At 62.5% G+C, this 21,546-nt stretch carries 17 protein-coding genes, 1 pseudogene and 1 riboswitch; of the genes and pseudogenes, 4 read left to right on the top strand and 14 right to left on the bottom strand.

Annotated features, from left to right (window positions below; all coding sequences use genetic code 11):
* Positions 1-20 precede the first annotated feature (20 nt).
* A riboswitch (TPP riboswitch) is annotated at positions 21-125 on the bottom strand.
* A gap of 362 nt (positions 126-487) precedes the next feature.
* From E3O23_RS00395 to pxpA, 6 genes are all read right to left on the bottom strand, one after another.
* Positions 488-682: a tautomerase family protein gene (locus tag E3O23_RS00395; protein ID WP_134486677.1), complete on the bottom strand. Its 195-nt coding sequence runs from the start codon at positions 680-682 to the stop codon at positions 488-490.
* Positions 683-731: 49 nt separating this feature from the next.
* Positions 732-1,697: a 5-oxoprolinase subunit C family protein gene (locus tag E3O23_RS00400; protein WP_134486680.1), complete on the bottom strand. Its 966-nt coding sequence runs from the start codon at positions 1,695-1,697 to the stop codon at positions 732-734.
* Positions 1,687-2,580: a 5-oxoprolinase subunit B family protein gene (locus tag E3O23_RS00405; RefSeq protein WP_092323293.1), complete on the bottom strand. Its 894-nt coding sequence runs from the start codon at positions 2,578-2,580 to the stop codon at positions 1,687-1,689. The genes E3O23_RS00400 and E3O23_RS00405 overlap by 11 nt, the downstream gene beginning before the upstream one ends.
* Positions 2,577-3,932, bottom strand: a complete 1,356-nt coding sequence (locus E3O23_RS00410) for an acetyl-CoA carboxylase biotin carboxylase subunit (RefSeq protein WP_134486683.1) — start codon at positions 3,930-3,932, stop codon at positions 2,577-2,579. Before E3O23_RS00410 ends, E3O23_RS00405 begins: the two co-directional genes overlap by 4 nt.
* Positions 3,933-3,966: 34 nt before the next feature.
* Complete coding sequence (locus E3O23_RS00415) at positions 3,967-4,203, bottom strand: acetyl-CoA carboxylase (protein WP_134475495.1); 237 nt, start codon at positions 4,201-4,203, stop codon at positions 3,967-3,969.
* A gap of 83 nt (positions 4,204-4,286) precedes the next feature.
* Positions 4,287-5,024: a 5-oxoprolinase subunit PxpA gene (pxpA, locus tag E3O23_RS00420; protein ID WP_092323289.1), complete on the bottom strand. Its 738-nt coding sequence runs from the start codon at positions 5,022-5,024 to the stop codon at positions 4,287-4,289.
* 97 nt (positions 5,025-5,121) lie between these two features.
* Here pxpA and E3O23_RS00425 point away from each other — a divergent pair, with 97 nt between their 5' ends.
* Positions 5,122-6,588 (top strand): PucR family transcriptional regulator, encoded by a 1,467-nt coding sequence (locus tag E3O23_RS00425; RefSeq protein WP_134486686.1) that lies wholly within the window; start codon positions 5,122-5,124, stop codon positions 6,586-6,588.
* A 101-nt stretch (positions 6,589-6,689) separates the two neighbouring features.
* Here the strand turns inward: E3O23_RS00425 and E3O23_RS00430 are convergent, their stop codons facing one another.
* The 3 genes from E3O23_RS00430 to E3O23_RS00440 all read right to left on the bottom strand — a co-directional run bounded on the left by E3O23_RS00430 (position 6,690) and on the right by E3O23_RS00440 (position 12,420).
* A complete protein-coding gene (locus E3O23_RS00430; protein ID WP_092323286.1) occupies positions 6,690-8,075 on the bottom strand; it encodes a purine-cytosine permease family protein in 1,386 nt (461 codons plus the stop codon).
* Positions 8,076-8,402: 327 nt separating this feature from the next.
* Positions 8,403-10,382, bottom strand: a complete 1,980-nt coding sequence (locus E3O23_RS00435) for a hydantoinase B/oxoprolinase family protein (protein ID WP_134486689.1) — start codon at positions 10,380-10,382, stop codon at positions 8,403-8,405.
* Positions 10,375-12,420 carry a hydantoinase/oxoprolinase family protein gene (locus E3O23_RS00440; protein ID WP_134486692.1) on the bottom strand — a complete coding sequence of 682 codons (2,046 nt, stop codon included), beginning with the start codon at positions 12,418-12,420 and terminating at the stop codon, positions 10,375-10,377. The genes E3O23_RS00435 and E3O23_RS00440 overlap by 8 nt, the downstream gene beginning before the upstream one ends.
* A 214-nt stretch (positions 12,421-12,634) precedes the next feature.
* Here E3O23_RS00440 and E3O23_RS00445 point away from each other — a divergent pair, with 214 nt between their 5' ends.
* The 3 genes and pseudogenes from E3O23_RS00445 (at position 12,635) to E3O23_RS00455 (ending at position 15,603) form a co-directional block, all read left to right on the top strand.
* Positions 12,635-13,885: a PucR family transcriptional regulator gene (locus E3O23_RS00445; RefSeq protein WP_134486695.1), complete on the top strand. Its 1,251-nt coding sequence runs from the start codon at positions 12,635-12,637 to the stop codon at positions 13,883-13,885.
* A gap of 67 nt (positions 13,886-13,952) precedes the next feature.
* Positions 13,953-14,231, top strand: a complete 279-nt coding sequence (locus E3O23_RS00450; protein WP_134486698.1) for a cupin domain-containing protein — start codon at positions 13,953-13,955, stop codon at positions 14,229-14,231.
* Between the two features lie 400 nt (positions 14,232-14,631).
* Positions 14,632-15,603 (top strand): annotated as a pseudogene (locus E3O23_RS00455) (IS481 family transposase).
* 19 nt (positions 15,604-15,622) lie between these two features.
* Here the strand turns inward: E3O23_RS00455 and E3O23_RS00460 are convergent.
* The 5 genes from E3O23_RS00460 to E3O23_RS00480 all read right to left on the bottom strand — a co-directional run bounded on the left by E3O23_RS00460 (position 15,623) and on the right by E3O23_RS00480 (position 21,445).
* The gene (locus E3O23_RS00460; protein WP_166790347.1) at positions 15,623-16,969 is read right to left on the bottom strand and encodes a sulfatase family protein; all 1,347 of its coding nucleotides are present in this window, start codon (positions 16,967-16,969) and stop codon (positions 15,623-15,625) included.
* Between the two features lie 119 nt (positions 16,970-17,088).
* Positions 17,089-18,462, bottom strand: coding sequence for an ABC transporter substrate-binding protein (locus tag E3O23_RS00465; RefSeq protein WP_134486704.1), 1,374 nt, complete (start codon positions 18,460-18,462; stop codon positions 17,089-17,091).
* A gap of 50 nt (positions 18,463-18,512) precedes the next feature.
* Positions 18,513-19,349, bottom strand: coding sequence for a carbohydrate ABC transporter permease (locus E3O23_RS00470; protein ID WP_241983250.1), 837 nt, complete (start codon positions 19,347-19,349; stop codon positions 18,513-18,515).
* Complete coding sequence (locus E3O23_RS00475) at positions 19,346-20,125, bottom strand: carbohydrate ABC transporter permease (RefSeq protein WP_166790348.1); 780 nt, start codon at positions 20,123-20,125, stop codon at positions 19,346-19,348. The genes E3O23_RS00470 and E3O23_RS00475 overlap by 4 nt, the downstream gene beginning before the upstream one ends.
* A gap of 315 nt (positions 20,126-20,440) precedes the next feature.
* Complete coding sequence (locus E3O23_RS00480) at positions 20,441-21,445, bottom strand: LacI family DNA-binding transcriptional regulator (RefSeq protein ID WP_134486710.1); 1,005 nt, start codon at positions 21,443-21,445, stop codon at positions 20,441-20,443.
* Between the last annotated feature and the right edge of the window lie 101 nt (positions 21,446-21,546).

The following is a 21,546-nucleotide window of genomic DNA, read 5'->3' on the forward strand; positions in this document are numbered from 1 at the left end:
GCGGGGCGCAGCAGAAAGGCTCGTGAGATTTCCCGACTCCCTTCGCCGGTGCTAACCGGAGCAGGTTCGAGGGTCTGCGGCTTCCCGCACTCTCAGCGCAGTGAAGCGCTCCCCTGTCGTTCACCGATGATGCTACATGGGCACGCGCCCGACGGGACCGGTCGTGCGGCGCATTTCACTTTGTGACGAGCGCGAGTGAGCCGCACCCTCGAGCGTGCGGATCGACGGAAATTGCGCCATTGGACAGCACAGATCGATGGGAATCGCTCGTCGAACAGCACGCTCATCGAATTTCGTGAACTCGATCGCTGAAAAAGCTGAACTCCCCGGTGCGGGTAGTTCACGAAATTCCGAATCCACAGTGGTGGCGCGGTGTGGACGACCGCGCCAGAATTACTTTTCCATCACAACGCCTATTTAATTCCATGCGAGCAACCGGTTCTTCGCCCTTTAACTCAGGCCAGGCCGTTCACAACGTCCTTGGGAGTTACAGCGAGAGCTTTCGCTCCCCACCGAACGACCAGTGGCTTCGAGGCACACCCTCGACTACTACCCAGGTGTTCTCTCGTGAGCTCTCACCGCACACCGACACCACAGCTTCGGTCACCGCCGATGTCAGCCGGCCCGCAAACTCATCATCCGACAAACGGTCTTCGAAGACCTTCACAGTCACGAACGGCATTGTCTTTCTCCTTCAGTATTGCGGCAAGGCAGAATCGGGGGCAGCCGACCTACGACCAGATCTTCGCGACCTGCGCAGCGTGTTCGTGCCGGGCCTCAAGCGCCTGATCCATCGTGACGGCCACGAAGCGCGTCTTTGTGCCCGGCGCACACCGCGCCACAAGATCCATGTCGGTTGAAATCACGGTGGCGACCATCGCGTAGCCTCCGCCCGACACCGCGTCGCGGTGCAGGATGATCGGCTGGGTACCGCCCGGAATCTGGATCGAACCCACCGCATACCCGGCATCCACAATGTTCGACGGGTCCTGGCCGGCGCCGAACGGCTGTTCGCGCTCCCGCCACTGGACACCCGGGCCGCTGTAGCGCAGACCCATCCGGTCGGCAACCGGGGTCAGTGTCCACTCGGCGTTCAAGAGGTTGTCGATCCCCTCCGGGGAGAGGTGGTGCTCATAGAGACCGAGCATGACGCGCACGCTCACATCGCGCGAGAAGACCGGCCGGTCTTCCTCTGCAATCGTTGACAAAACGGGCAACCCATTGTCAATCGGCGCACCCACGGGCAGCACGTCATCGGCGGCGAGCGCCCTGCCCTCAAATCCGCCGATTGCCCCAATCGGGTAGGTGGAGCGCGACCCGAGTACCGATGGCACATCTATGCCGCCGTGCACGGCAATGAAGTATTTCGTGCCGCCTTGAATCACGCCGAACCGCAGCTCGTCTCCTGCCGCAAGCGCCAGGCGTGCGTACTGGGGGGCAGGCATGCCGTTGATGAACACGTCGACGGGCGCGCCCGTGACGGCAACTATGGCATCCGTCGTCGTCACAACCCTCGGGCCGATGTAGGTGCACTCGAGCACGGCCTCTGCAGGGGTATTGCCAACGAGGCGGTTACCGAGAGATGCGGAGTACTGGTCCATGGCCCCGCCCTGGGGGATCCCGTACCGGTAATAACCGATCCGGCCCTGGTCCTGAACTGTGGTGGAGAGGCCTGGCTCTCGAATTTCAAATGCCATTGAGCGCCTCCAGAAGCGTCGCCTTGTAGCCTTCGGGGTCAGCGAGTGCCGCTGCCAGATCAAACGAAACCGGCGCCTGCCGATAGGTGAATGTGCCCGCCTCGACTTCGGCTTGAATGCGCTTGTATTCGGCCTCGTCGACTGGCTTGAACTTCACGATGTCGCCGGGCTTGAAGAAGACCATGAAGTCCGCGAAGTCTGCCAGCTCCTGACCCGGGTCGAAGATGGGAGCGGCGGCAACACCGAACATCTGGTATCCGCCCGCGCCACGCACCGAGTAGATGCAGCTGAAGCATCCGCCGTGACCGATCGTCAGGGCGGGGGTATCGGTGCGGGGGCTGAGGTATTTTGGCACCTCGAGCTGGTGCTCGCGGTCGACGAGCTGATAGAGGAACGGCAGACCGGCCACGAAACCAACCATGGAAACGAGCCAGGGCGATTCGTGGTGCCGCTTGATGAATTCGGCGGCGTCGGCAAGATTGTTCACTTCGGCGGCATAGTCGAGGTCGTTGCCCTCGGGTCGCTGGTGGTAGCCGGCACGAAAGCGCGCACCGGTCTCGTTCGTGTACGGGTCGTTGTACCAAACGGGAATTTCAACGATGCGGGTTTCCAGCACTTGCCTGGTGGATGCACGCACCTCTGCCTCGAGAGAACGCGCCACCTGTTCGAGCTCGGCGGGTGGGAGCGTATCCGGGTTGAAGCGGATCAGGAGTGACGCATTTGCGGGGCAGATGTCGATGACCCCGTCCAGCGCCTTCGCTTCGAGTGCGTTCGCGATGCTGTTCGAGATGAAGTTGGCCTCGAGAGACATCCCTTCCGCGATCTCAATGAAGAGGAACTCGTCGCCGCCCCACGTGTAGCGCGCCTGGGATTGTTGCGTCATGCGGGTACTCCCAACAAGTCGGGTACGGATTCGATGTAAGCGGTGTGGTGGGTGACCTGACGGAAGTCATCGAGTGCGACGAGCGTGCGCAACAGTCCTGCGGTGGTTTTGACACCCTCGATGCGCGCCTCGCCGAGAACGCGTTCGGCCCGCGAAATCGCCAGGTCGCGGGTGGGCGCCCACACGATGATTTTGCCCAGCAGCGAGTCGTAGAAGGGGGCCACGGCGTTGCCTGCGATGAAGCCGAAGTCGACTCGCACCCCTGGACCACCTGGCAGGTGGAGGGAGGAGATCACTCCAGGACTGGGCATGAAGTTGTTGCTGGGGTCTTCGGCGTTGATTCGGAACTCAAGCGCGTGCCCGGTGAAGGCGACGTCCTCCTGCGAGTAACCCAGCTTCTCACCGGAGGCGATGCGCAGCTGCTCGCGCACGAGGTCGATGCCCGTGATCGCCTCGGTGATGGGGTGCTCGACCTGAAGCCGTGTGTTCATCTCAATGAACGCCACTTCCTCTGTCTCGGGATCGTAGAGGAACTCGACCGTCCCGGCGCCGACGTAGGAGGTCTGACGCGCAAGGTCAACAGACGAGTCCCGCATCAGCTGACGCACATGGTCCGGCAGCCCGGGCGCCGGAGCCTCTTCGAGCACTTTCTGCTGGCGGCGCTGCATGGAGCAGTCGCGGTCACCCAGGTGCACATAGTTTTCCCCGTCACCAAAAATCTGCACCTCAACGTGGCGGGCTTTCGTGACAAAAAGTTCGAAATAGACGTCTGACGAGTTGAATGCGGCGAGCGCCTCCGCCTGCGCGATTCCGACCGTGGAAACGAGGTCGGCGGGGCTTGCGACCAGGCGGATCCCCCGGCCACCACCACCGGCGGACGCCTTGACGACCAGCGGGTACCCAATTCCGGCAGCGATGCTGACAATGTCGTCGTCGTCGCGGAGCGCCCCCTCCGTGCCGCGCAGCGTGGGAACGCCGGCGTCGATCGCCGCTTGGCGGGCCCGGGACTTATCGCCCATGAGTTCGATGGATTCCGGTGACGGGCCGACCCAGGTGATTCCGGCTGCGATGACCTTGCGGGCGAATGCCGCATTCTCCGAGAGGAAGCCGTAGCCGGGATGCAGCGCGTCGGCGCCACTCTCAATGGCTGCCTTGAGGACGGCGTCCTGGTTTAGATAGCTGAGGCTGGCAGGCGCCGGTCCAATGACGATGACTTCGTCGGCGAGTTCGGCGGCGTATGACGTCTTGTCGGCCTCGCTGACGACGGCGACGACGACGATGCCCATTTCATGGGCGGTGCGGATGATGCGGACCGCGATCTCGCCGCGGTTGGCTACGAGCAGTTTCTTCATGAAGTAATCCCGTGATTAGGGTGCATCGTTGGCACTAGTTGGTCACGGCGATGACGTCACCGGGGTTGACCATGCCGAAGTCTTCAATTTCAAACCTCGTGAGGATGCCGGCGGTCTCGGCGCGCACCTCGCTGAACTGCTTCATGATCTCGATGAGGCCAATGGTCTGGCCCGCCTCGACGGTGTCACCTTCGTTCACGTAGGGGTCTTTGCCGGGGCCGGGCTTGCGGTAGAAAATACCGGGCAGCGGGGAGATGATGTTCTCGCTCATGGGCTCTCTTTCATTGGGAGATCTTGGGTGGCACAGACGCGGTCCGCGCTTCGCGTGCGGTGGGTCCAGGTGGGTTCAGGCAGTCAGTCGCGCAGCGCCGCGCGGACTGCCTCCGCGACCTCCGGCGAATTGGGAGTGTCCGAGTGGACACAGACGCTGCCGAAGGGAATTTCGAGCAGCGTACCGTCGACCGCGGCAACCGTGCCATTTTCGAGCACGCGACGCACACGTGCTGAGGCTGCTCCGGGGTCGGTGTGCTCGGGGCGGCGAAGGATGATGAGTCCACCCTCCGGGTTGTAGTCCAGGTCCACATACAGCTCGCCAACAAATTCGACGCCTTCACGCTCGGCCACGCGCTGGTGCGCGCTGCCGGCGATCCCGAACACGGGCACCCCGTAGGTTTTTGCCACGTTCACGGCGCCCTGCATGAGGGCTTCGTCACGGGCGAGCATGCCGTAGAGCGAGCCGTGGGGCTTGATGTGGTTGAGGGGCATGTCGTACTTGTCGAGAAACCCAGTGAGAGCGCCGACCTGGTAGCGGATGATGGACTCAACCTCTTCGGGGTTGAGCTTCATTTCGCGGCGGCCGAAGCCGACCAGGTCGGGCAAGCCAGGGTGCGCACCGACGCGAACGCCGTGCTTCCTGGCCAGGGCCACTGTGGCATCCATCGTGTCCGGATCACCGGAGTGGAATCCGCAGGCGACGTTGGCCACGTCGATTAACGCCATGAGGGCCTCGTCGTTGCCGAAGCTGTGGAGACCGAACGCTTCACCCATGTCGGAATTAATCAGAATTTCTGAACGTCGTTGTGCAGGGAGCATAAAGTCACGCTACGCCCGCGCCCCGAGTCGCTCCCAGTAGGCAATTGCCCTAAGCTTTGAGCAAAATTTGTGCAGGCTTACAAAAAATGAGGTTTTGATGCGCGTTGTTGACCTTCTCCTTGAGCCTTCCCTTCAACTCCGGCTCCAGACGCCATCATCGAAGGCTCGGCTTGAGCGCGAAGTGAGCGGCTGCTCACCTACCGAACTCATGGATCCAACCCCTTACCTCGATCCCGACTCGCTCCTGCTCACCAGCGGCATCGGCATGAACTTCAGCGAAGAACGAACCTGGGATGCCTTCGTCGAGCGCCTGGCCGACGTGCCCGTTTCAGCGATCGTTTTCGCGACGGGGATGGCCCACCGGGTGCTTCCGCCGGGGCTGGTCACCGCCTGCGCCACGTACGACGTGCCGCTGCTCGAAGTCCCCTCTGTCGTGCCGCCGCTCCAGGTGGACCGGCATGTCGAAAGTGTCATGCAGGCAGAACGCCTCGTTGTGGTGAACCGTGGCTGGACCCTCGCGGACGAGTGCGCGCGGCTCGCGAACAAGGGCGCCGAAGTCGTCACCCTGCTCGCCGCAGTCTTCGACACCGTTCAAACTCCGCTCGCGGTTTACGACGCCTACGGGACGGTGATCGCCCAGTACCCGGAGATCGTGTCCTGGGCACCCGGAATCAGCAAGAAGCCCAGGGCAGGAGTACTCAACATCCCCCTCCCCATGGGGCTCAACAACCCGTGCCACCTCGCCGTACGGCAACCCGATAATGACACCCCGCTGGCATCACTTCTCGGGCCGGTCGCGTCTATCATCGCGCTGCAGCTCAATCGCTCCGTCGTCGTCGACGCGAGCCGACATCAGGAAATCAAGCTCCTCGTGACCGTTTGCGAGGCCTGGGAAGAAGCGACCCACACCGACGTCACCAAAGCATTCAACACGCTCGGGCTCGACCGGCGCTCCGAGACCACCCTCCTCGTCGCCGACATGAGCGGCGAATTCGCGTCCACGTCCTGGCAGCTCCGAGTCGCCTTGCATGACACCTTCCACACGGTGCGCGTTACCGAGTTCGACGGCCGGCTGGTCGCCTTTGCGCAGCTGCCGCGGGAAGACTTCGACACGGTCGCCCAGCGACTCCTTCGGATCCACGCCAGACAGCCGCTCGTGCTTAAAGCACCCACCACAAGCCTCTTCGAGTTGCGGCTCTCGGTCGCTCACGCGCTCGACCTTGTGCGACACATCGAGCGGCCTCAGCTCGCGCCAGAGCTCGGGCTGAGCGCCGTCGTCACCGCGACCGCGGGCCGTGGGGCGCGTGAAGCCGCGCACAGGTTCCTCGCCCCGCTGGTCGAACATGACAGCAAACGCTCAAGCCAACTCCTCGACACGCTGAGCACGTATCTGCGCCATAACGCCCAACCGTCCCGAACGTGCGACGCGCTGTTCATCCACCGCAACACGCTCAACTACCGGCTTCGCCAGATCGAGAACCTGCTCCGAGTGCAGCTTGACACCGTCGACGGCCAGGCCACCAGCCTGTTTGCGTTGCGCCTCGCGGGCCTCGAGACGCACTAGTCAGTAACTCCGCCGACGCGGCCGTCGCGGCACGGGCGGGCGCATGAAAAAGGTGGGGGCACCCCGAAGGGTGCCCCCACCTGTGTGAGCCGCGGCGGCGGTTACCGCTTGACGCGGAGCGCGGTTCTGGAGGAAGTGCCGTTCCAGAGGAGCGCGTAGACAACCGCAGCAACAACCGCAGTGGTGATCGGGCCCCAGGTCGCACCCACACCGGCCAGGTCCGGGTTGATCGCCCCGAGCTGGAGCATGAGGATGCCGATGGCTGTGGCCGCGATCCAGGCGATGAGGCCCGAGTTGTTGAACGAGCGGTAGTGCGCGTCGCCGAGCATGCCATGTTCTTCATTCTTGCCACGGTTCAGCAGAATGTGCGTCAGCGCGATCGCCACCCACGCCGTGACCAGGACGCCCTGCCACGCCAGCGCGAGCAGGATGTACTGCACGATGGGCAGCAACATGAGCAGGAAGATGATCAGCGACGAGATGAGCACCCAGACCAGGTTGGGCAGCTTGACGCGGAAAACGCGCTCCCCGAATGACTTGAGGTTTGCTGCACCGAGGTAATAGTTGGCGGTGTTGATCCGGGTCTGCGAGACGAAGACGACGATCAGGCCGAGGATGCCCATCATGGAGACGAGACCGCCTGCCACGCCGGTCTCCGAGACCTCCATGCCGGGAATGGTGAAGGTGAGGAAGATGCCCACGATTGCGCTGAATCCGTAAGCGACGATGTAGAACAGCCAGCCGAAGCTCCAGCGCTGGTGGAACTTGATGTCTTTGCGCTTGCCGAGGGCCGCGTAGTCCATGGTGAACATCATCATGATCCACACGCCCATGTAGCCGGCGAAGGTCGCCAGCCAGCCGGGTCCGCCGACGGCGAGCGGCACAGCGAGGTCAGCCTGCTGCGTGAGCCAGGTGTCGGTGAATCCGTACTGCACGCCTGCCCAGATAACGGCGGCAATGAGCCCGCCCAGGTAGATGGGCAGGAGCCATCCGTTGAGCTTGTCGATGAACTTGCGTGCGCCGCCGAGGATCAGCGGCGTGGAGTAGACCACAACAATCAGGTACCACATCCACGTCGGGCCGCCGAATGCCGTCTGGAAAGCGTAGGCGACGATGGATCCTTCGAAGACCGCATAGTAGATGGCGACGAGGGCGAAGATAATCGTGGCGATGGACGAGCCGGCAGTTCCGAGAATGGTGCGCGAGAACAACGCCACGGTGGTGCGGTTGTTGATCGCGTACTTGGCGAGCACCCGGTTGATCAGACCGTAGACGAAGATCGTGAGCACGAGGCCGATAACAGCGTTGAGGGTGCCGTAGGCCATCGCCATGGCGGCCCCGATATAGACGAAGAACATCGCGCTGGCGACGCCGTACCACGCCATCGAGAGCGAGCCGCGAGTCATCTGATCTTCATCGTTGCCCTCTCTGTAGAGCGCATCCGTGGCCTCAACGGTGTCGTTGCTGCCGGTCAAATTCAAGTTCACTGTTACCTCCGATAGTGACAGGCGCGAACGGCCGGAACGTCGTTGTGGGTGGCGCTCGCATGCGGCTGTCGTGTGGTGATGCCGTGCCTGGGAGCCGAGCGGTGCGCGGCCCCAGCCATTCGTGGTGAGGGAGAGTGTGAGCGCCGCGAGGCTTTCACATTCAGCAATCATGGGTAAATACTGCAGGTGCTAACAAGTGGGCATGCGCCCGAGGAATATTCGAATTATTGTGCTGTTGCACAATATCTGGGCGGGCATCCTGCACCGCGCGTGCCTGCGCATGCCCGGTCGGATGCCCGCCCCAGACCTCCAGGGCGTCTGCTGCGGTCAGCCCCAGTGTTGCGCCGACCGCCGTTCCATCAGCGCACGGAACTGATCGGTGGTCGTGGGAAAGAGCTCGCCCGTGCCCCAGTCGAGGATGACGCCATGGCGGCGGATCACATCGAGCATGTCGATCTCGCCCGACTTGTAGCCTTCTGCGATCACCGCGGGGTCGACTTCGAGCCACCCCTGCCGCTGCGCGGAGATTGACTCGCGCTTGGCAGCGGTGGAGGCAAAATCGATTCGGAAGTCATCGAGCTCTGCATCGAGCTCATCGATCACCACACCGTAGTCCTCGGCAGCGCGACGCAGCGAAACGTAGCCGTCAATGACGTCGTCCAGCACTTCTTCCGCCGGGCGTTCAAGCGGGTCTCCGTACCCGCCGCCACCGGCGGAGGGGCGGATGAAGGTGTCTCCCGGCTGCAGGGGCACCGACGAGAAGTTTGAGCCGAGGAACTTCTCGTTGTCAGATCCGCGGTTGAGCCACACACCGTGCGGGATCGAGGGCAGCCCGCCTTCAATGCCCCAGGTGATGGAACGAGCCCGGTCACAGGAGTAGCTCATCACCGTGGACTCGGCGTCGGTCAACGTCCCGCCCTTTTCGATGCCGCAGCCACCCCGAAAACGACCGGGGCCACCCGAGTCGACGGCAATCTGATGCACCGAGGTGAGCACGGGCGAGAGACGCTCCTGACCTTCGAGCGGCTGCACGGCGAGGCCGGGGCCGAACACTGGTGCGGTCGCCGTCGAGCCGTCTTTGGACGCGCGGCCACCCCAGCCGCCAGCCATCCAGTCGTACCACATGAAGTAGGGCTTCTTTTGGCTGCGCGCATCGCGGCCGCCCACGAGCAGGTATTCGAGATTGAACGCACACGCCATGGCCCGCTCAGGCATGACCTGGGACCAAATTTCGAAAATGCCGTTCATCAGCTTCTCGTAGGGGCCGGAGCAGAAGCCGGTGACCGCGTAGGGCCATCCAGCGTTCACGACGGTGCCCTCGGGCCCGATGTCCGCGGTGACGGCCGCATAGAATCCCGAGTTGAGTGGCACGTCAGGAAAGAACGTCTTGGTGCCGGCGTAGATGGCTGAGAACGTTGTGCCATAGCCCGAGTTGAGGAATGTTTCAACAACCGGTGCCGAGCCGGTGAGGTCATAGTGAATGCCCTCGCCGTCCAGGGTGAGCTTGATCTTGATGGGTACGAGCCCCTCACCCTTTCCGGGATCGGCATCCATGTAGTCGACTGTTTCCCAGGTGCCACGCGGCAGCGTCTCCAGGCGGCGGCGCACGGTTCGCTCCACGTAGTCCTGTGTCTCCTTGAGCGCGGTCTTCACCGTTGCGGTGCTGTATCGGCCAATGAGGCGTTGCATTTGTCGCTCGCACACGGCGGTCGCCTCGGACTGGGCGTGCAGGTCGCCCATAGCCTGCGCAGGCGCACGCGTGTTGGAGACGAGCAATTGCGCCACATCGTGGAGAAACACGCCCTTGGACCAGACCCGCACCGGAGTTATGCGCAGGCCTTCCCCAAAGTGCTCCTTGGCGTTCACATCGAAGGAACCGGGCACGTTGCCACCGATGTCGGCCCAGTGTCCCTTGTTCTGCGCATAGGCGATCACTTCGCCATCGGCAAAGATCGGACGAATAAATGACACGTCGTTGAAGTGAGTGCCCCCTCGATATGGGTCGTTGATAGCGAAGACGTCGCCGGGGTGAATGTCCGTCCCGAATTCCTCAATCACGGCCTTGCACTGGAAGTGCAGCGTGCCGACGTGGACGGCGATGTCCCCTGAACCCTGCATCACGGTGTTGCCCTCGGCATCACACAATGCCGAGGAGAAGTCGCGCGAATAGATGACGAAGGAGTAGCAGGTACGCAGGATCTGTTCGCTCATGAGGTCAACGCTGGTTGCGAAGGCGTTCTTGAGCACCTCGAAAGTGACCGGATCCAGCGTGGTCAGGGGGGCGGTTGCCGTTGCGGTGTTACCCATGGAGTATCTCCTCGAGGTGAATACGGATGTTGAGCCATTCGTCGATCTCCGCGTGTGTGTATGGCGGCACCACCGTGGTCGAGTCGAGTTGGTTGATGATGGCCGGGCCCCGGAACCTGGCCCCCGCCGGGATGGTGTCGCGGTCGTACACCGGTGTGTCCAGCCATCCGTCGGCGCCGAAGTACACGGGATGGGTATCGATCGGCGTCCCGGGGTGGGTCGACGTGCGCGCATGCGGTCGAAACGAGGGCTTGGGTGTCTTGCCGATGGCGGCGAGGTGCAACTGGTAGATCTCCACCGGCTCGCCATCCTGTCGAAAGGCGAACTCGCGCTCGTACTGCTCGTGAAACGCCGTGATCGCCTGCTTGAGCGCTCCCTCGCCCGACCCCATCGGCACCGAGAGAGAACGCCACTGTCCCAGGTAGCGCATCGACACTTGCCGCTGCAATAGCGCGTTTTCGTCGGCGACACCCTCATGCCGCAAGCGGGCGGATGCCTCAGACTCGAGGGCGGTGAAGCTTGCCTCGAGGTCATCGGCGTCCGCGTTTGCGGCCAGCCCGGTGTACATCTGTGACAGGTCGTGACGAATGTCAACGAGCAGGCATCCCATCGCCGAAGTGACGCCGGGGTTCGGCGGCACGATGACGACAGGGATGTTCAATTCGCGGGCAACGTCAGCACCGTGCAGCGCACCCGCGCCACCGAAGGCGAGCAGCGCAAAGTCGCGCGGGTCGTAGCCTCGACGAATCGAGATGAGACGCACCGCGTCTGCCATGTTCGCGTTGGCGACCGCGACGATCGCGTGGGCTGCCTCGGCCAGTTCCAGGTTGAGTGGCGCCGCAATGAATCGGGTGATGGCCTCCGCGGACAGACGCTTGTCGAGGCTCTTGGCGCCGCCGGCGAGCGAGGTGCCGAGCCGGCCGAGCACCACGTTGGCGTCGGTGTTTGTCGGCTGGTCGCCGCCCATGCTGTAGCAGGCGGGCCCGGGGTCCGCCCCGGCCGACTGGGGGCCGTTGCGCAGTGACCCGGCAATGTCGATGTGGGCGAGCGATCCGCCGCCCGCGCCGATGGTGAGCACTTCGATCGAGGGAAAGATAATCGGGTGGCCGTACTCCACCTGCCACTCCTTGGTGATGCGCAGCTCGCCGTCAGCGATGAGGGCGATGTCCGTTGACGTGCCGCCCATGTCGAGGCTGACCGCGTTCTCGTAGCCGCACTGCTGGGCAATGTGCTTTGCGGAGATCGCCCCCGCGGCGATGCCCGAGGCGGCCAGGCGCACCGGGTACTTCTCGACCATGCGAGGGGTCATCGAGCCGCCACCCGAGTGCAACAGCAGCAGATCGCCGGCGTAGCCGCCATCCTTCAGATGGGTGGCGAGGCGGTTCACGTAGCCCGACACGAGCGGAGCGAGCACCGCGTTCGCGACTGCGGTATTGAACCGGTCGTATTCGAAGATCTCGGGCAGAATCTCGGCCGAGGTCGAGACGGTGGCATCCGGGATCTCCTCTTCGAGGATCTCGCGCATACGGGTCTCATGGGCCGGATTCGCGTAGGAGTTGAGGAAGCAGACGGCGATGGTTTTGGCGCCGCGCCGTTTCAGCAGGGCCGCCACCCGGCGGGCCTCCTCCTCGTCGAGCGGGGTAACCGTGCGTCCCGAGAAGTCGATACGCTCGCTCACCTCGAATCTGTCACGGCGGCGAATGTAGGGACCAGAAACGTCGTTGTAGGCATCCCAGAGGTCGTCCTTGGTACCGTCGCGAATCTCGATGACGTCACGAAACCCCTTGGTGGTGACGAGGGCGGCGGCCGGAAACTTCCTCGTGATCAGGGCGTTGGTCGCCACGGTGGTGCCGTGCGAGAACAGGCTGACGTCGGACAGGTTGATCTCACCCCGTTCCACGCCGTTCATGACGGCGATCATTGGGTCATGCGGTGTTGAGGGAACCTTTGTCACCCGCATGGTCTTCGTATCTTCGTCGAAGATGCACACGTCGGTGAAGGTTCCGCCAACATCCACGGCTACGCGGAGTTGTGTCATCGGTGTTCCTCCTGGGATTTCTGGGACTGGTCAATGAATGGATTGATGACAACTGTGGGGGCACGGTTCCCGTTCGTCATTAGAAATATCCAAACCTCGACCGGGGCACGCCTGTAGAATCTCCAAAACCCCCCGGACAACGCAGGACCTCATCTGAACTTTCTCAGATTTTTTTTTCCTCCGCGCGGGCAAAATTCGGGCGCGGAGGAGAGTCATGGAGCAGGGAACCGGTTCAAACCCGTCGCTTGCGGACCAGGCCGCGGAGCTAACCCTCACCCTCAAAGTCACCAACCTGCTACTGAACGCCGTGTCTATGGAGGAGCCGGTGAAGGCGCTCGTCGGACGGGTCGCCGATCTGTGTCATGGCGCGGCCGTGGTGTATGACGCCGACGGGGCAATTGTCGAAAGCACGGGCGAGGCCCCCACCCGGCTGATCTGGAACGAGGTGGCAGCCTCGCACGCGACCGATCAGGAGTTTTCGATTGGCCGATGGCACCTGCGCACCCGCACGGTGGCCCTGCACGACGGCGTGCACGTGCTGGCCATTGGCACCCGAAGCGAGGACCTGCTGCCCCGGCTCGGTGACGTGCTGCTCGACACCGCCGAGCGCATGCTGGCAGCGGTGAATGGCATCCAGCACGGGGCGAGCCTGCGCGATCGCCGAGACAACGCGCACGTGCTGGCCACGCTGCAGGATGGGGTCCTGCCTTCGCGCGAGCACCGGCACTGGGGACGACTGGCCCAGTACAAGTTCCCGAGTTATGTGCCGCTGCGCGCGCTGGAGGCGGCGGCGCCCGGGGGCGAATCGGCGACCGAGGCGCACGTGCAACGGCTGATCGATTCGGCTAAGAGCTTCGGAGTGGCACTGCTCATTTCGATCCGCAGGCTTGATCAAGAGACACCGGCGACCATCAGCGCGGTCATTCCCGCGTCCGGACGTGCCGAGGCGTGGCTCAATCAGGTCGCGCAGACGCTCACCGTGGGCACGTCGGCGCCCTTCGGGGCGTTAGCGGAAACCCCGGGAGCATTCCGCGAGGCCGAAACGGCGCTGGAGATCGCCCGGTCGCGGGCACGCTCCTTTGCAGCCGACGCCGGCCCTGCGACAGCGACCGAGATCGTGCGCCTGGACGAAGTCGACCTCGCGACCTGGCTGCTCTCCCAGGTGGATGGACAGCAGTTGCTGGCACGCATGGGCCCGATTCTGCACGAACTCCGCGATGCCGAGACGTTGCACGCAACGCTGGTGACGTATCTGGCGTTGGATCTGAATATCTCAGCCACCGCGCAGGCCATGTTCGTGCATGCCAACACGATCAGGTATCGACTCGGGAAGATCGAGGAGCTGTTCGGCGAGCCGGTCACGTCTGCGGCATTCGTGACGAACCTGTACCTGTGCCTCCAGAGTCCTGTGCTGGGGCGTCAACGTGCGCTGGGCCACCAACACGACGTAGCGGCCGCCGGGTAAGCGGCGCGACCCGGGCAAGCGGGGCAAGTATGCTCGGCTCAACGACAACACAATCGAAGGAACCGCTATGGCCATCAGCGAGACCCAGATCGACAACGGCATCTTTCGGGTGACGAAGTGGGTGATCGAGCCCGGTGGAGCGATCCCCATGCACCCGCACGAATTCGAGTACGTCGTGGTGCCTCTCGTCAACGACACGATGTATGTCACGAACGCCGACGGGTCGGAGATTGCCGCGGAACTGCGCATCGGTCAGAGCTACACTCGCCCGGCGGGCGCCGAGCACACCGTGGCGAACCGAGGTACAGCCACGATCGTGTTCGTCGAAACAGAGAAGCTGTCCTAGCGACCCTCAACGCGCAGTTCGGAATTCAACGAACTCGGCCGCTGCACAAGCTGAACTCCCCACACGGAAAAAGCTGAATTCCCCAGTGCGGGTAGTTCATTAAATTCCGCATGCCCAGTGGTGGCGCGGAACTCCGAGCTGCTCCCAAGTCGCTTTTCCATCACATCGCCGAATAAATTCCACGGGCCTGTATGACCTTTGGTCGCGTCCAACGGTGCCGCGACCTCAATTCTCCGGTCTGGCCTCTGACCGTCGCAGCTGAAGGCCGGAATCGGCGAATCACACCCGCGGTCCATCGTGAGATCGGCTTGACTTCAGGAATCGGATCTCGATCAAAGCGGTCCTGCTCGTTGGCCCGGGCACGGGCTCGGTCACGTCCCGCTGAGTGGTGGAGGTTCTCTTGTCACACATTAACGCGCGTTTGACCGTTCGGGGCAGACTCCTGCTCATCGATCGGGTGATGGGAGACCGCCGCCCCGTCGCCCACGTCGCCAAAGAACTCGGCGTCTCCCGCCAATGCACCCACCGCTGCGTGCGAGGTTCCGGGCCGAGGGCGCCGACGGGATGACTGACCGGTCGTCCCGCCCACGCTCCTCACCCACGCGCACCGCGCCCAGCCGGGAGGCCGCCGTCCTCGCGGCCCGAACCGACCTGCGCGCCGGGCCGCTGCGCATCCCCGCTGCAACCGGGGTGCCAGCCCGGACGGTCTCTCGGATCCTGGTTCGACATCAGGTTCCGCGGCTGGCCTGGTGCGACCCGCTGACCGGGCAGCTGATCCGCGCCTCCCGCGCCACTGCCGCCCGTTACGAGCGCGAACGCCCCGGAGAACTGGTCCATGTCGACGTGAAGAAGCTCGGCCGGATCCCTGACGGCGGCGGTTGGCGGGCAGAACCCGCCCAGAACCGCCGCAACCACAGAACAGGTCGCGAACGCGTCGGATTCGACTACGTCCACAATGTCATCGACGACCACACCCGACTCGCCTACGCCGAAATCCACGACGACGAGAAAGGCACCACCGCCGCCGGCGTCCTCATCCGCGCCGCCGAGTTCTTCGCCCAGAACGGCATCCCACGGATCGAACGCGTCATCTCTGACAACGCCTTCGCCTACCGGAAGTCGCTCGCGTTCAAGGACGCCGTCGCGCTGCTCGGAGCCGAGCAGCGCTTCATCAAACCGCACTGCCCCTGGACCAACGGGAGTCGAACGCCTCAACCGGACACTGGCCACCGAGTGGACCTACCGGCAGATCTTCACCAGCAACCAGGCCCGACGAGACGCTCTTGCGCCCTGGCTGAACTACTACAACACTGAACGCATCCACACCGGCATCGAAGCAACCCCGATCAGCCGAGTGTCACCAACGTCATGACTCAGTACACCTAGGTACTTCACCAGTCTGCGGTTGCGCGCGGTGCCGCTGAACGACCGACGGCTGGTAGCGAGTCGACGACACGGCTGCGTGCAGGAGCCGGCGGAGTTGGCGCCTTGTCGATGGGGTCACCGATGCTGGTAAGCCACTCATGTAATGCTGCTGCGTACTCGGCCTTGATGTGCGCGTATTCGGGGTCGCCGGCTCGGTTGTATTGTTCGGCGGGATCGATGCCTCGATCGTAGAGTTCCTCGTTCGGGCGAGGTTCCATATGCGCGTCCCCCATCGATTGGCGAGTCTTGCTTTTCTCGAGGTCGATGGCGAGTTGAAGTTTGGGGCCAGGCTCATAGTTGCGAATGTACGCGAAGGACTTCGAGCGAACTGCTCTCTTCGGGTCGTAGGTGTCGTGGTAGTCCTTAGCGGAGTACACCAATCGGCCCGGGTCTCCCTCAGCTTCTCCAGTCAGCATGGGCAGCAAGGAAACGCCCTCCAGCTCGGCTGGCGCTCCGCCGCCCGCGAGGTCGATGAGGGTTGGTACGACATCCATGTGCGAGACAACGTTGGATACACGATGTGGCGCAACTTCCCATGACGCCGGTGGTCTGATGACCAGAGTGACGCCGGTGCCCGAATCGCGGAGGGTGCTCTTTCCACCCGGGAAGGCGGCGCCGTGATCGGTGGTCAGTATCACCATCGTGTTTGCGGAGTCCAAGGCAACGTCGAGGGCTGCGATGAGGCGGCCGAAGCCATCGTCGAATTGGGAGATGGCACCGTAGAAATCGGCGATATCAGAGCGTGTACCCGCGTTGTCTGGGAGGAAATCAGGCACGTCGACCTGTGCAGGATCAGCGGGGGAATAATCCTCGTGCGGCCATGGACGGTGAACCTCCCATGTCCCAATGGTCAGGAACAAAGGGTCGCGGGTTCCGACGGGTGCAAGTTGTGAGAGCCAGTCTTCTGTGGCGTCAACTACTTGATTGACGCGTGGGAGGAACCCCTGGCCGGGGCATTCGTCGAAGCCGAGGACGGTCGGATCGACGTTCTCGTGCTGGAGCCCAATGAGCGCTGAGTGGTATCCCAGCGGTCGCAGGCGCTCTGGTGCTGTCAAGACGTTCTCACGGTATCGCCATGCGTTGTGGCTGAGGCCTTGAATGCCGTTTGCATACGGTGACATTCCGGTGAAGAGGGCCCCGCGGGCCGGAGAGCAGAGAGGAGCTGCAGCATGGGCGTTCTCGAACACAACGGAGTGCTCGGCGAACCGCGCGATATTCGGCGAGGGAACGTTAGGCATCCCATAGATGTTCAACCACCGGCCAAGATCGTGACAGTGAATGAGAACGATATCGGGATGCAGTGGCTGGTTCACGTGGTGGTTCCTTTTCATAATGGTTCGATCTGTCCCGTTCTGCACGGGTTTATATCGGCGCGGCTCACTATGTGCTGAGTCGGTGCAGCGATCAGCTGCACCGACTCAGCGTGTCCGGTTCAGCTAGTCGGCAGTCCTTGTTTCTGAATCAAGGCAGCCAGCTGGTCCTGGATCTTCTGCATCCCTTCCTCCGGCGAGACGTTGCCAGCGGCGATCTCTTGTAGATCCGGCTCTGTGAAGTTCAACATCTGGGATGAGAACGAATAACGCAGCGCGGTTGGGTCGTCCGAAAGCCCTGCTGCCGTTTCTTTGACCGCCGCCAGCGCCTGCTTCGTGCCTGTAGGCAGGCCGGTCACGCTGTATGCGTCTTCTCGCACCGGGATTCCGCCCGACTGAGCGAATAGGATCTGCGCCTTCTTGGAGGTAATCCACGTAATGAACTCGAGTGCCGCCTTGGCTCTCGCTTTGGGAAGGCCGCTAGGGATGGCGAGAGACCACAGGCCGGTGGCGGACGATGAGTCACCAGAAGGCGTGCTCGGCAACGGTGCAAAGCCGACCTTCCCAGTCACCGAGGAATTGGCCTCGTCCTCGAGTTGCCCGGCGGCGGCGGCGACCATGTACGTTTGCCCCGCGTCGCCAGCCTGCATCGCAGCGATGGCCTGCGCCTGGCCAATCGTCGTTGTCGCCTCCGGCCCCTGCTTGGCAAGATCACGCAACCGAGTTGCGGCCGTAATCGCCTCGCTGCTGTCCGCTGTCGGAGTCCAGTCAGTTCCCGGCTCCTTAAACCATGATCCTCCCGCGCCGTTCAAGAGAGCCTGAAACTCGAAGGTGGTGCTGTATGTGCCGGGAACGCCCTGGGTGCGATACACGCCTCCGTACTTGAGCTCGCCAGATTCCTGGATCTTCTTTCCGTTGGCGATCATCTGCTCCCAAGTCGTCGGAACGTCGAGGTTGAGCTTCTTGTAGATGTCCTTGCGATATACGAAGATGTCGACGTTGCCCAGAATCGGAAGGTTGGTGAGCTCACCTGAGCTGTCGAAGATCTTCTTGTCAGCATTCCAGAGGCCGACATTGCTGTAGCTGTAAATGCTGTCATCTGGCGAGTAATTCGGATCCACATCCGTGAACGGCTGGATCCAGCCGTTCTCGTTGAACTGGACGAGGTCCTGCTCGTTAATCTGGTAGACGTCGAAGGTGTGGCTCTGGCTCTGGACGTCATTCACCTGTTGCGTCTTCACGTCCGGATTCGGGAACGGGCGCAGTTTGACCTTGTTGCCCGTCTCCTTTTGATATTCCTGGATCAGCTTGTCGTAGGCGGGGTTCCATGGTGCCTGACTCGTCGGTACCGTGAGGGTAACCGAGTCGCCGCTCGCGGAGGGGGAACCCCCTCCGCTGGTACAGGCTGTAAAGCCAAGCAGAGCGACAGCCGCGGCGAGAGTCGCCGACGTGGCGCGGAGCACCGTACTACGCGGTGCGTGTGCTGCTTTCATCATTCCGTATCTCCTTTGATGTGGTGTTGCAGGGTGGGGTTCAATGGGCCGTCTCAGCCTTTGACAGATCCTGCCGTCAGACCTGCAACGATGTGACGGTTGGCGAAGACGGCCAGGAGGATCATGGGGATCGCCGCGATTGTGCCGGCAGCAGCGAGCTGACCCCAGGTCACGGCGTACTGCTGCAGGAAGCCTGCGATGCCCACAGTGATGGGTGCGGTCTCTCCGCCCGAGGTCAGCGTGAGGCCCATGAGGAATTCGTTCCACGCCATGATTCCAACGAACACGCCGGTGGCCGCGAGGCCGGGCCGCACGAGTGGCAGCATGATGAGCCAGAACGTTCGCATCTCGTGGGCGCCGTCGACGAGCGCGGCCTCTCGTAGCTCGTTGGGAAGAGTCGAGAAGTAGTTGCTCATGAGGAGCACAGCGAACGGCAGGTTGAAGAGGCTGTTGACCAGGATTAGCCCCGGCACAGTCCCGAGCAAACCAACGTTGTCGAGCAACACGTAGAGTCCGGGCACGAGCGTCGCTGGCGGGAGGAGCGGAATAACGCCGGCCAGGACCAGTGCCGGGATCTTCACCCAGCTCGGTGGCGAGAGTTTCGCCAGGGAGTATCCGCTGATTGAACCGATGACGAGGCAGATGAACACCGTGCCTATGACGATGCCGACGCTGTTCAGCAGTTGAAGGAACAGCGTGCCTCCGGCGAAAATGTCGGCGTAGTTGCCAACCCAGAACGGGAACTCCCAGGACGAACTTACGATCGCACGGTTGGGTAGGAAAGCCAGCAGGGTTACCCAGGCGATCGGGGCAATCACAGCGATCAGGACCGCGATGAGTAAAATCTCGACGATGATGTTCGGCCGACGCGACTTCAGCTTGATGCTCATGAGCGACCTGCCATTCTTGACCGGGTGAAGAGTGCGAGCAGGAGGATCGCGATGGTTATCGTCACGACCAGGATGCTGAACGCGGCGGCCTCGCCGTAGTTCAGGTCCTGAAAGAACCACAGCTGGATGCGCTGGGACACCAGCGTGGTGGCCCCATTTGGCCCCCCGGATGTCAGGAGGTACATTTCATCGAAGACTTTGACGCCCATGACGACACGAACGAGCGCGACCGCCCCTATGGCTGGTGCGAGAAGCGGCAGGATCACCCTCTGGAGAATCTGTCGCTCACTGGCTCCGTCCATCCGCGCAGCCTCGAGCAGTTCCTCGCTGATTGACTGCAGAGCGGTGTAGATAAAGAGGAAGACGACCGGCGTCCAATGCCAGATATCGACAGCGATCAGGCTCAGCATCGCCCCTGGGCCAGTGTCCAACCACGCCTGACCGGATAATCCGAAGGTTTCAAGCAGCTTATTCAGACCGCCCGCGGTCGGGCTCAGGATTAAAAGCCAGATCAAACTGACCACGACCGGAGCGACCACGGCGGGCCATATGAGCACGTTGCGTGCAATAGGGAGCATCACCACAGCTCTGTTGACGAGGAGCGCAAGAATGAGTCCGGCGACGATGCTGCCGATCATCGTCGCGAGAATGAACACCGCCGTGTTACCCAACGCCTCCCAAGCGTCCTTGCTGGCGAGGACTGCCTGAAAGTTACCGATCCCGGCCCAATCGAAACTGAATCCGGTGGCCCCCAGATTCACCGTTGACAGGGCCATCTGTATTACCCGCGCGAAGGGAAGCGCACCAAGCGCGAGACAGAACAACACGAACGGTAACAACGCAATGACGGCGGTCCCGGCCGTTTTCGATCCGGGGCGTCGTCGACGCAAGCGCACTGTGGCGAGCGCAGCACCTGAGGTACTCATCAAAAGACCACAGAGCGAACGAGTCCGCGCGAATTGCACCGTTGGCACGTCAGGCTCTCGTGCAGTCTTGTCACGCTGATTCCCATCCAAGCATCATTGATTCGGTGGTAGATCGATCTAGCGCTAGATCGATCTAGCTGATGTTAACAGGTACACGAGTTCAATTCAACTGGTAGTGGGACACCCGCAGGATGCGCGCACTTCGAGATGCATCGTCATCGGTGCGAGATCAGGCGGACGATCGCCTCGCAATCTGGCTAAAATCCACGCCGCGGCGCGGCCGCCAAGTGCCTCCGGTCCCACGGCGACCGACGTTACCGCCGGCGAAAACACTTGAGATTCCGGCAAGCCGTCGAATCCGATCACGCTGATTAGCCGCTCATCGAGGTCGGATTGCCTAAGAGCGTGCAGCAGAGCGAACGCGATCACGTCGCTGTGGCAGACCACCGCATCAAACTCAATATCCGAACTGAGAAGTTGTGACGCTAACGTCATACCACTCCGGATGCTCGTTTCTCCGGGAAACTGGCGAATGAGCTCCGCACCTGGATGCGCCTTCAAGGCCTGCTCAACGCCGGTCATGCGATCGTACCTAGGCCCGGCTTTCTCCGGTCCGCCAAGATAGATCAACCGTCGAGCACCGTGGACGGCAACGAGATGTTCGGCGGCCAAGGCTCCGCCTTGCACGTCGTCAGGCACGAGGCTGGGGATCTCGCTCATGGATCTGCGCGTGATCGCGAGAACAGGCAGGCTCGTCCCGGCGCGAAGAACGAGCGATTCCTCGCCGCCGACCGCCGGCGTGTAAGCAAATCCATCCACGGGGTATTCGAGCATTGCTCGAACCAGACGCTGCTGCCGAGCTGGCTCATCAAAAGTGTTCGTGACCATCGTCATTAGTCCTGCCTCCGACGCGACCTCTTCAAAGCCGAGTGTCATCGCCGAGAAGAACGGATTCGAGACGTCCGTCAGAAGCAACCCGAGCAACCCGCTTCGATTCGTACGCAATGTCGCTGCACCGCGATGGTAGACGTATCCGAGCGTCTCCATCGAAGCCCGGACCCGAATCCGAGTTTCCGGACTCAAGCGTCCAGTACCTCGAACGACCATCGATGCCGCCGCCCTGGAAACTCCAGCGTGCTCGGCCACATCTTGTAGGGTCACTCGCTTCATTTAATGCACAGTATCGCAAGCACTGTCCCAGCGCTGCCACACGTGCTTGCCAGCGAAGGACCGAGCACGATTTTCGTCCAGCGCTCCGCGATGGCGTCGAC

It is taken from the genome of Cryobacterium tagatosivorans, from assembly GCF_004402215.1.
Lineage (GTDB): Bacteria > Actinomycetota > Actinomycetes > Actinomycetales > Microbacteriaceae > Cryobacterium > Cryobacterium tagatosivorans.

Excerpts from the sequence above, each read along its gene's own strand:
- E3O23_RS00395 (WP_134486677.1), bottom strand. The coding sequence starts at position 682 with ATGCCGTTCGTGACTGTGAAGGTCTTCGAAGACCGTTTGTCGGATGAT.
- E3O23_RS00400 (WP_134486680.1), bottom strand. The coding sequence starts at position 1,697 with ATGGCATTTGAAATTCGAGAGCCAGGCCTCTCCACCACAGTTCAGGAC.
- E3O23_RS00405 (WP_092323293.1), bottom strand. The coding sequence starts at position 2,580 with ATGACGCAACAATCCCAGGCGCGCTACACGTGGGGCGGCGACGAGTTC.
- E3O23_RS00410 (WP_134486683.1), bottom strand. The coding sequence starts at position 3,932 with ATGAAGAAACTGCTCGTAGCCAACCGCGGCGAGATCGCGGTCCGCATC.
- E3O23_RS00415 (WP_134475495.1), bottom strand. The coding sequence starts at position 4,203 with ATGAGCGAGAACATCATCTCCCCGCTGCCCGGTATTTTCTACCGCAAG.
- pxpA (WP_092323289.1), bottom strand. The coding sequence starts at position 5,024 with ATGCTCCCTGCACAACGACGTTCAGAAATTCTGATTAATTCCGACATG.
- E3O23_RS00425 (WP_134486686.1), top strand. The coding sequence starts at position 5,122 with ATGCGCGTTGTTGACCTTCTCCTTGAGCCTTCCCTTCAACTCCGGCTC.
- E3O23_RS00435 (WP_134486689.1), bottom strand. The coding sequence starts at position 10,382 with ATGGGTAACACCGCAACGGCAACCGCCCCCCTGACCACGCTGGATCCG.
- E3O23_RS00440 (WP_134486692.1), bottom strand. The coding sequence starts at position 12,420 with ATGACACAACTCCGCGTAGCCGTGGATGTTGGCGGAACCTTCACCGAC.
- E3O23_RS00445 (WP_134486695.1), top strand. The coding sequence starts at position 12,635 with ATGGAGCAGGGAACCGGTTCAAACCCGTCGCTTGCGGACCAGGCCGCG.
- E3O23_RS00450 (WP_134486698.1), top strand. The coding sequence starts at position 13,953 with ATGGCCATCAGCGAGACCCAGATCGACAACGGCATCTTTCGGGTGACG.
- E3O23_RS00465 (WP_134486704.1), bottom strand. The coding sequence starts at position 18,462 with ATGATGAAAGCAGCACACGCACCGCGTAGTACGGTGCTCCGCGCCACG.
- E3O23_RS00470 (WP_241983250.1), bottom strand. The coding sequence starts at position 19,349 with ATGAGCATCAAGCTGAAGTCGCGTCGGCCGAACATCATCGTCGAGATT.
- E3O23_RS00475 (WP_166790348.1), bottom strand. The coding sequence starts at position 20,125 with ATGGCCCTGTCAACGGTGAATCTGGGGGCCACCGGATTCAGTTTCGAT.
- E3O23_RS00480 (WP_134486710.1), bottom strand. The coding sequence starts at position 21,445 with ATGAAGCGAGTGACCCTACAAGATGTGGCCGAGCACGCTGGAGTTTCC.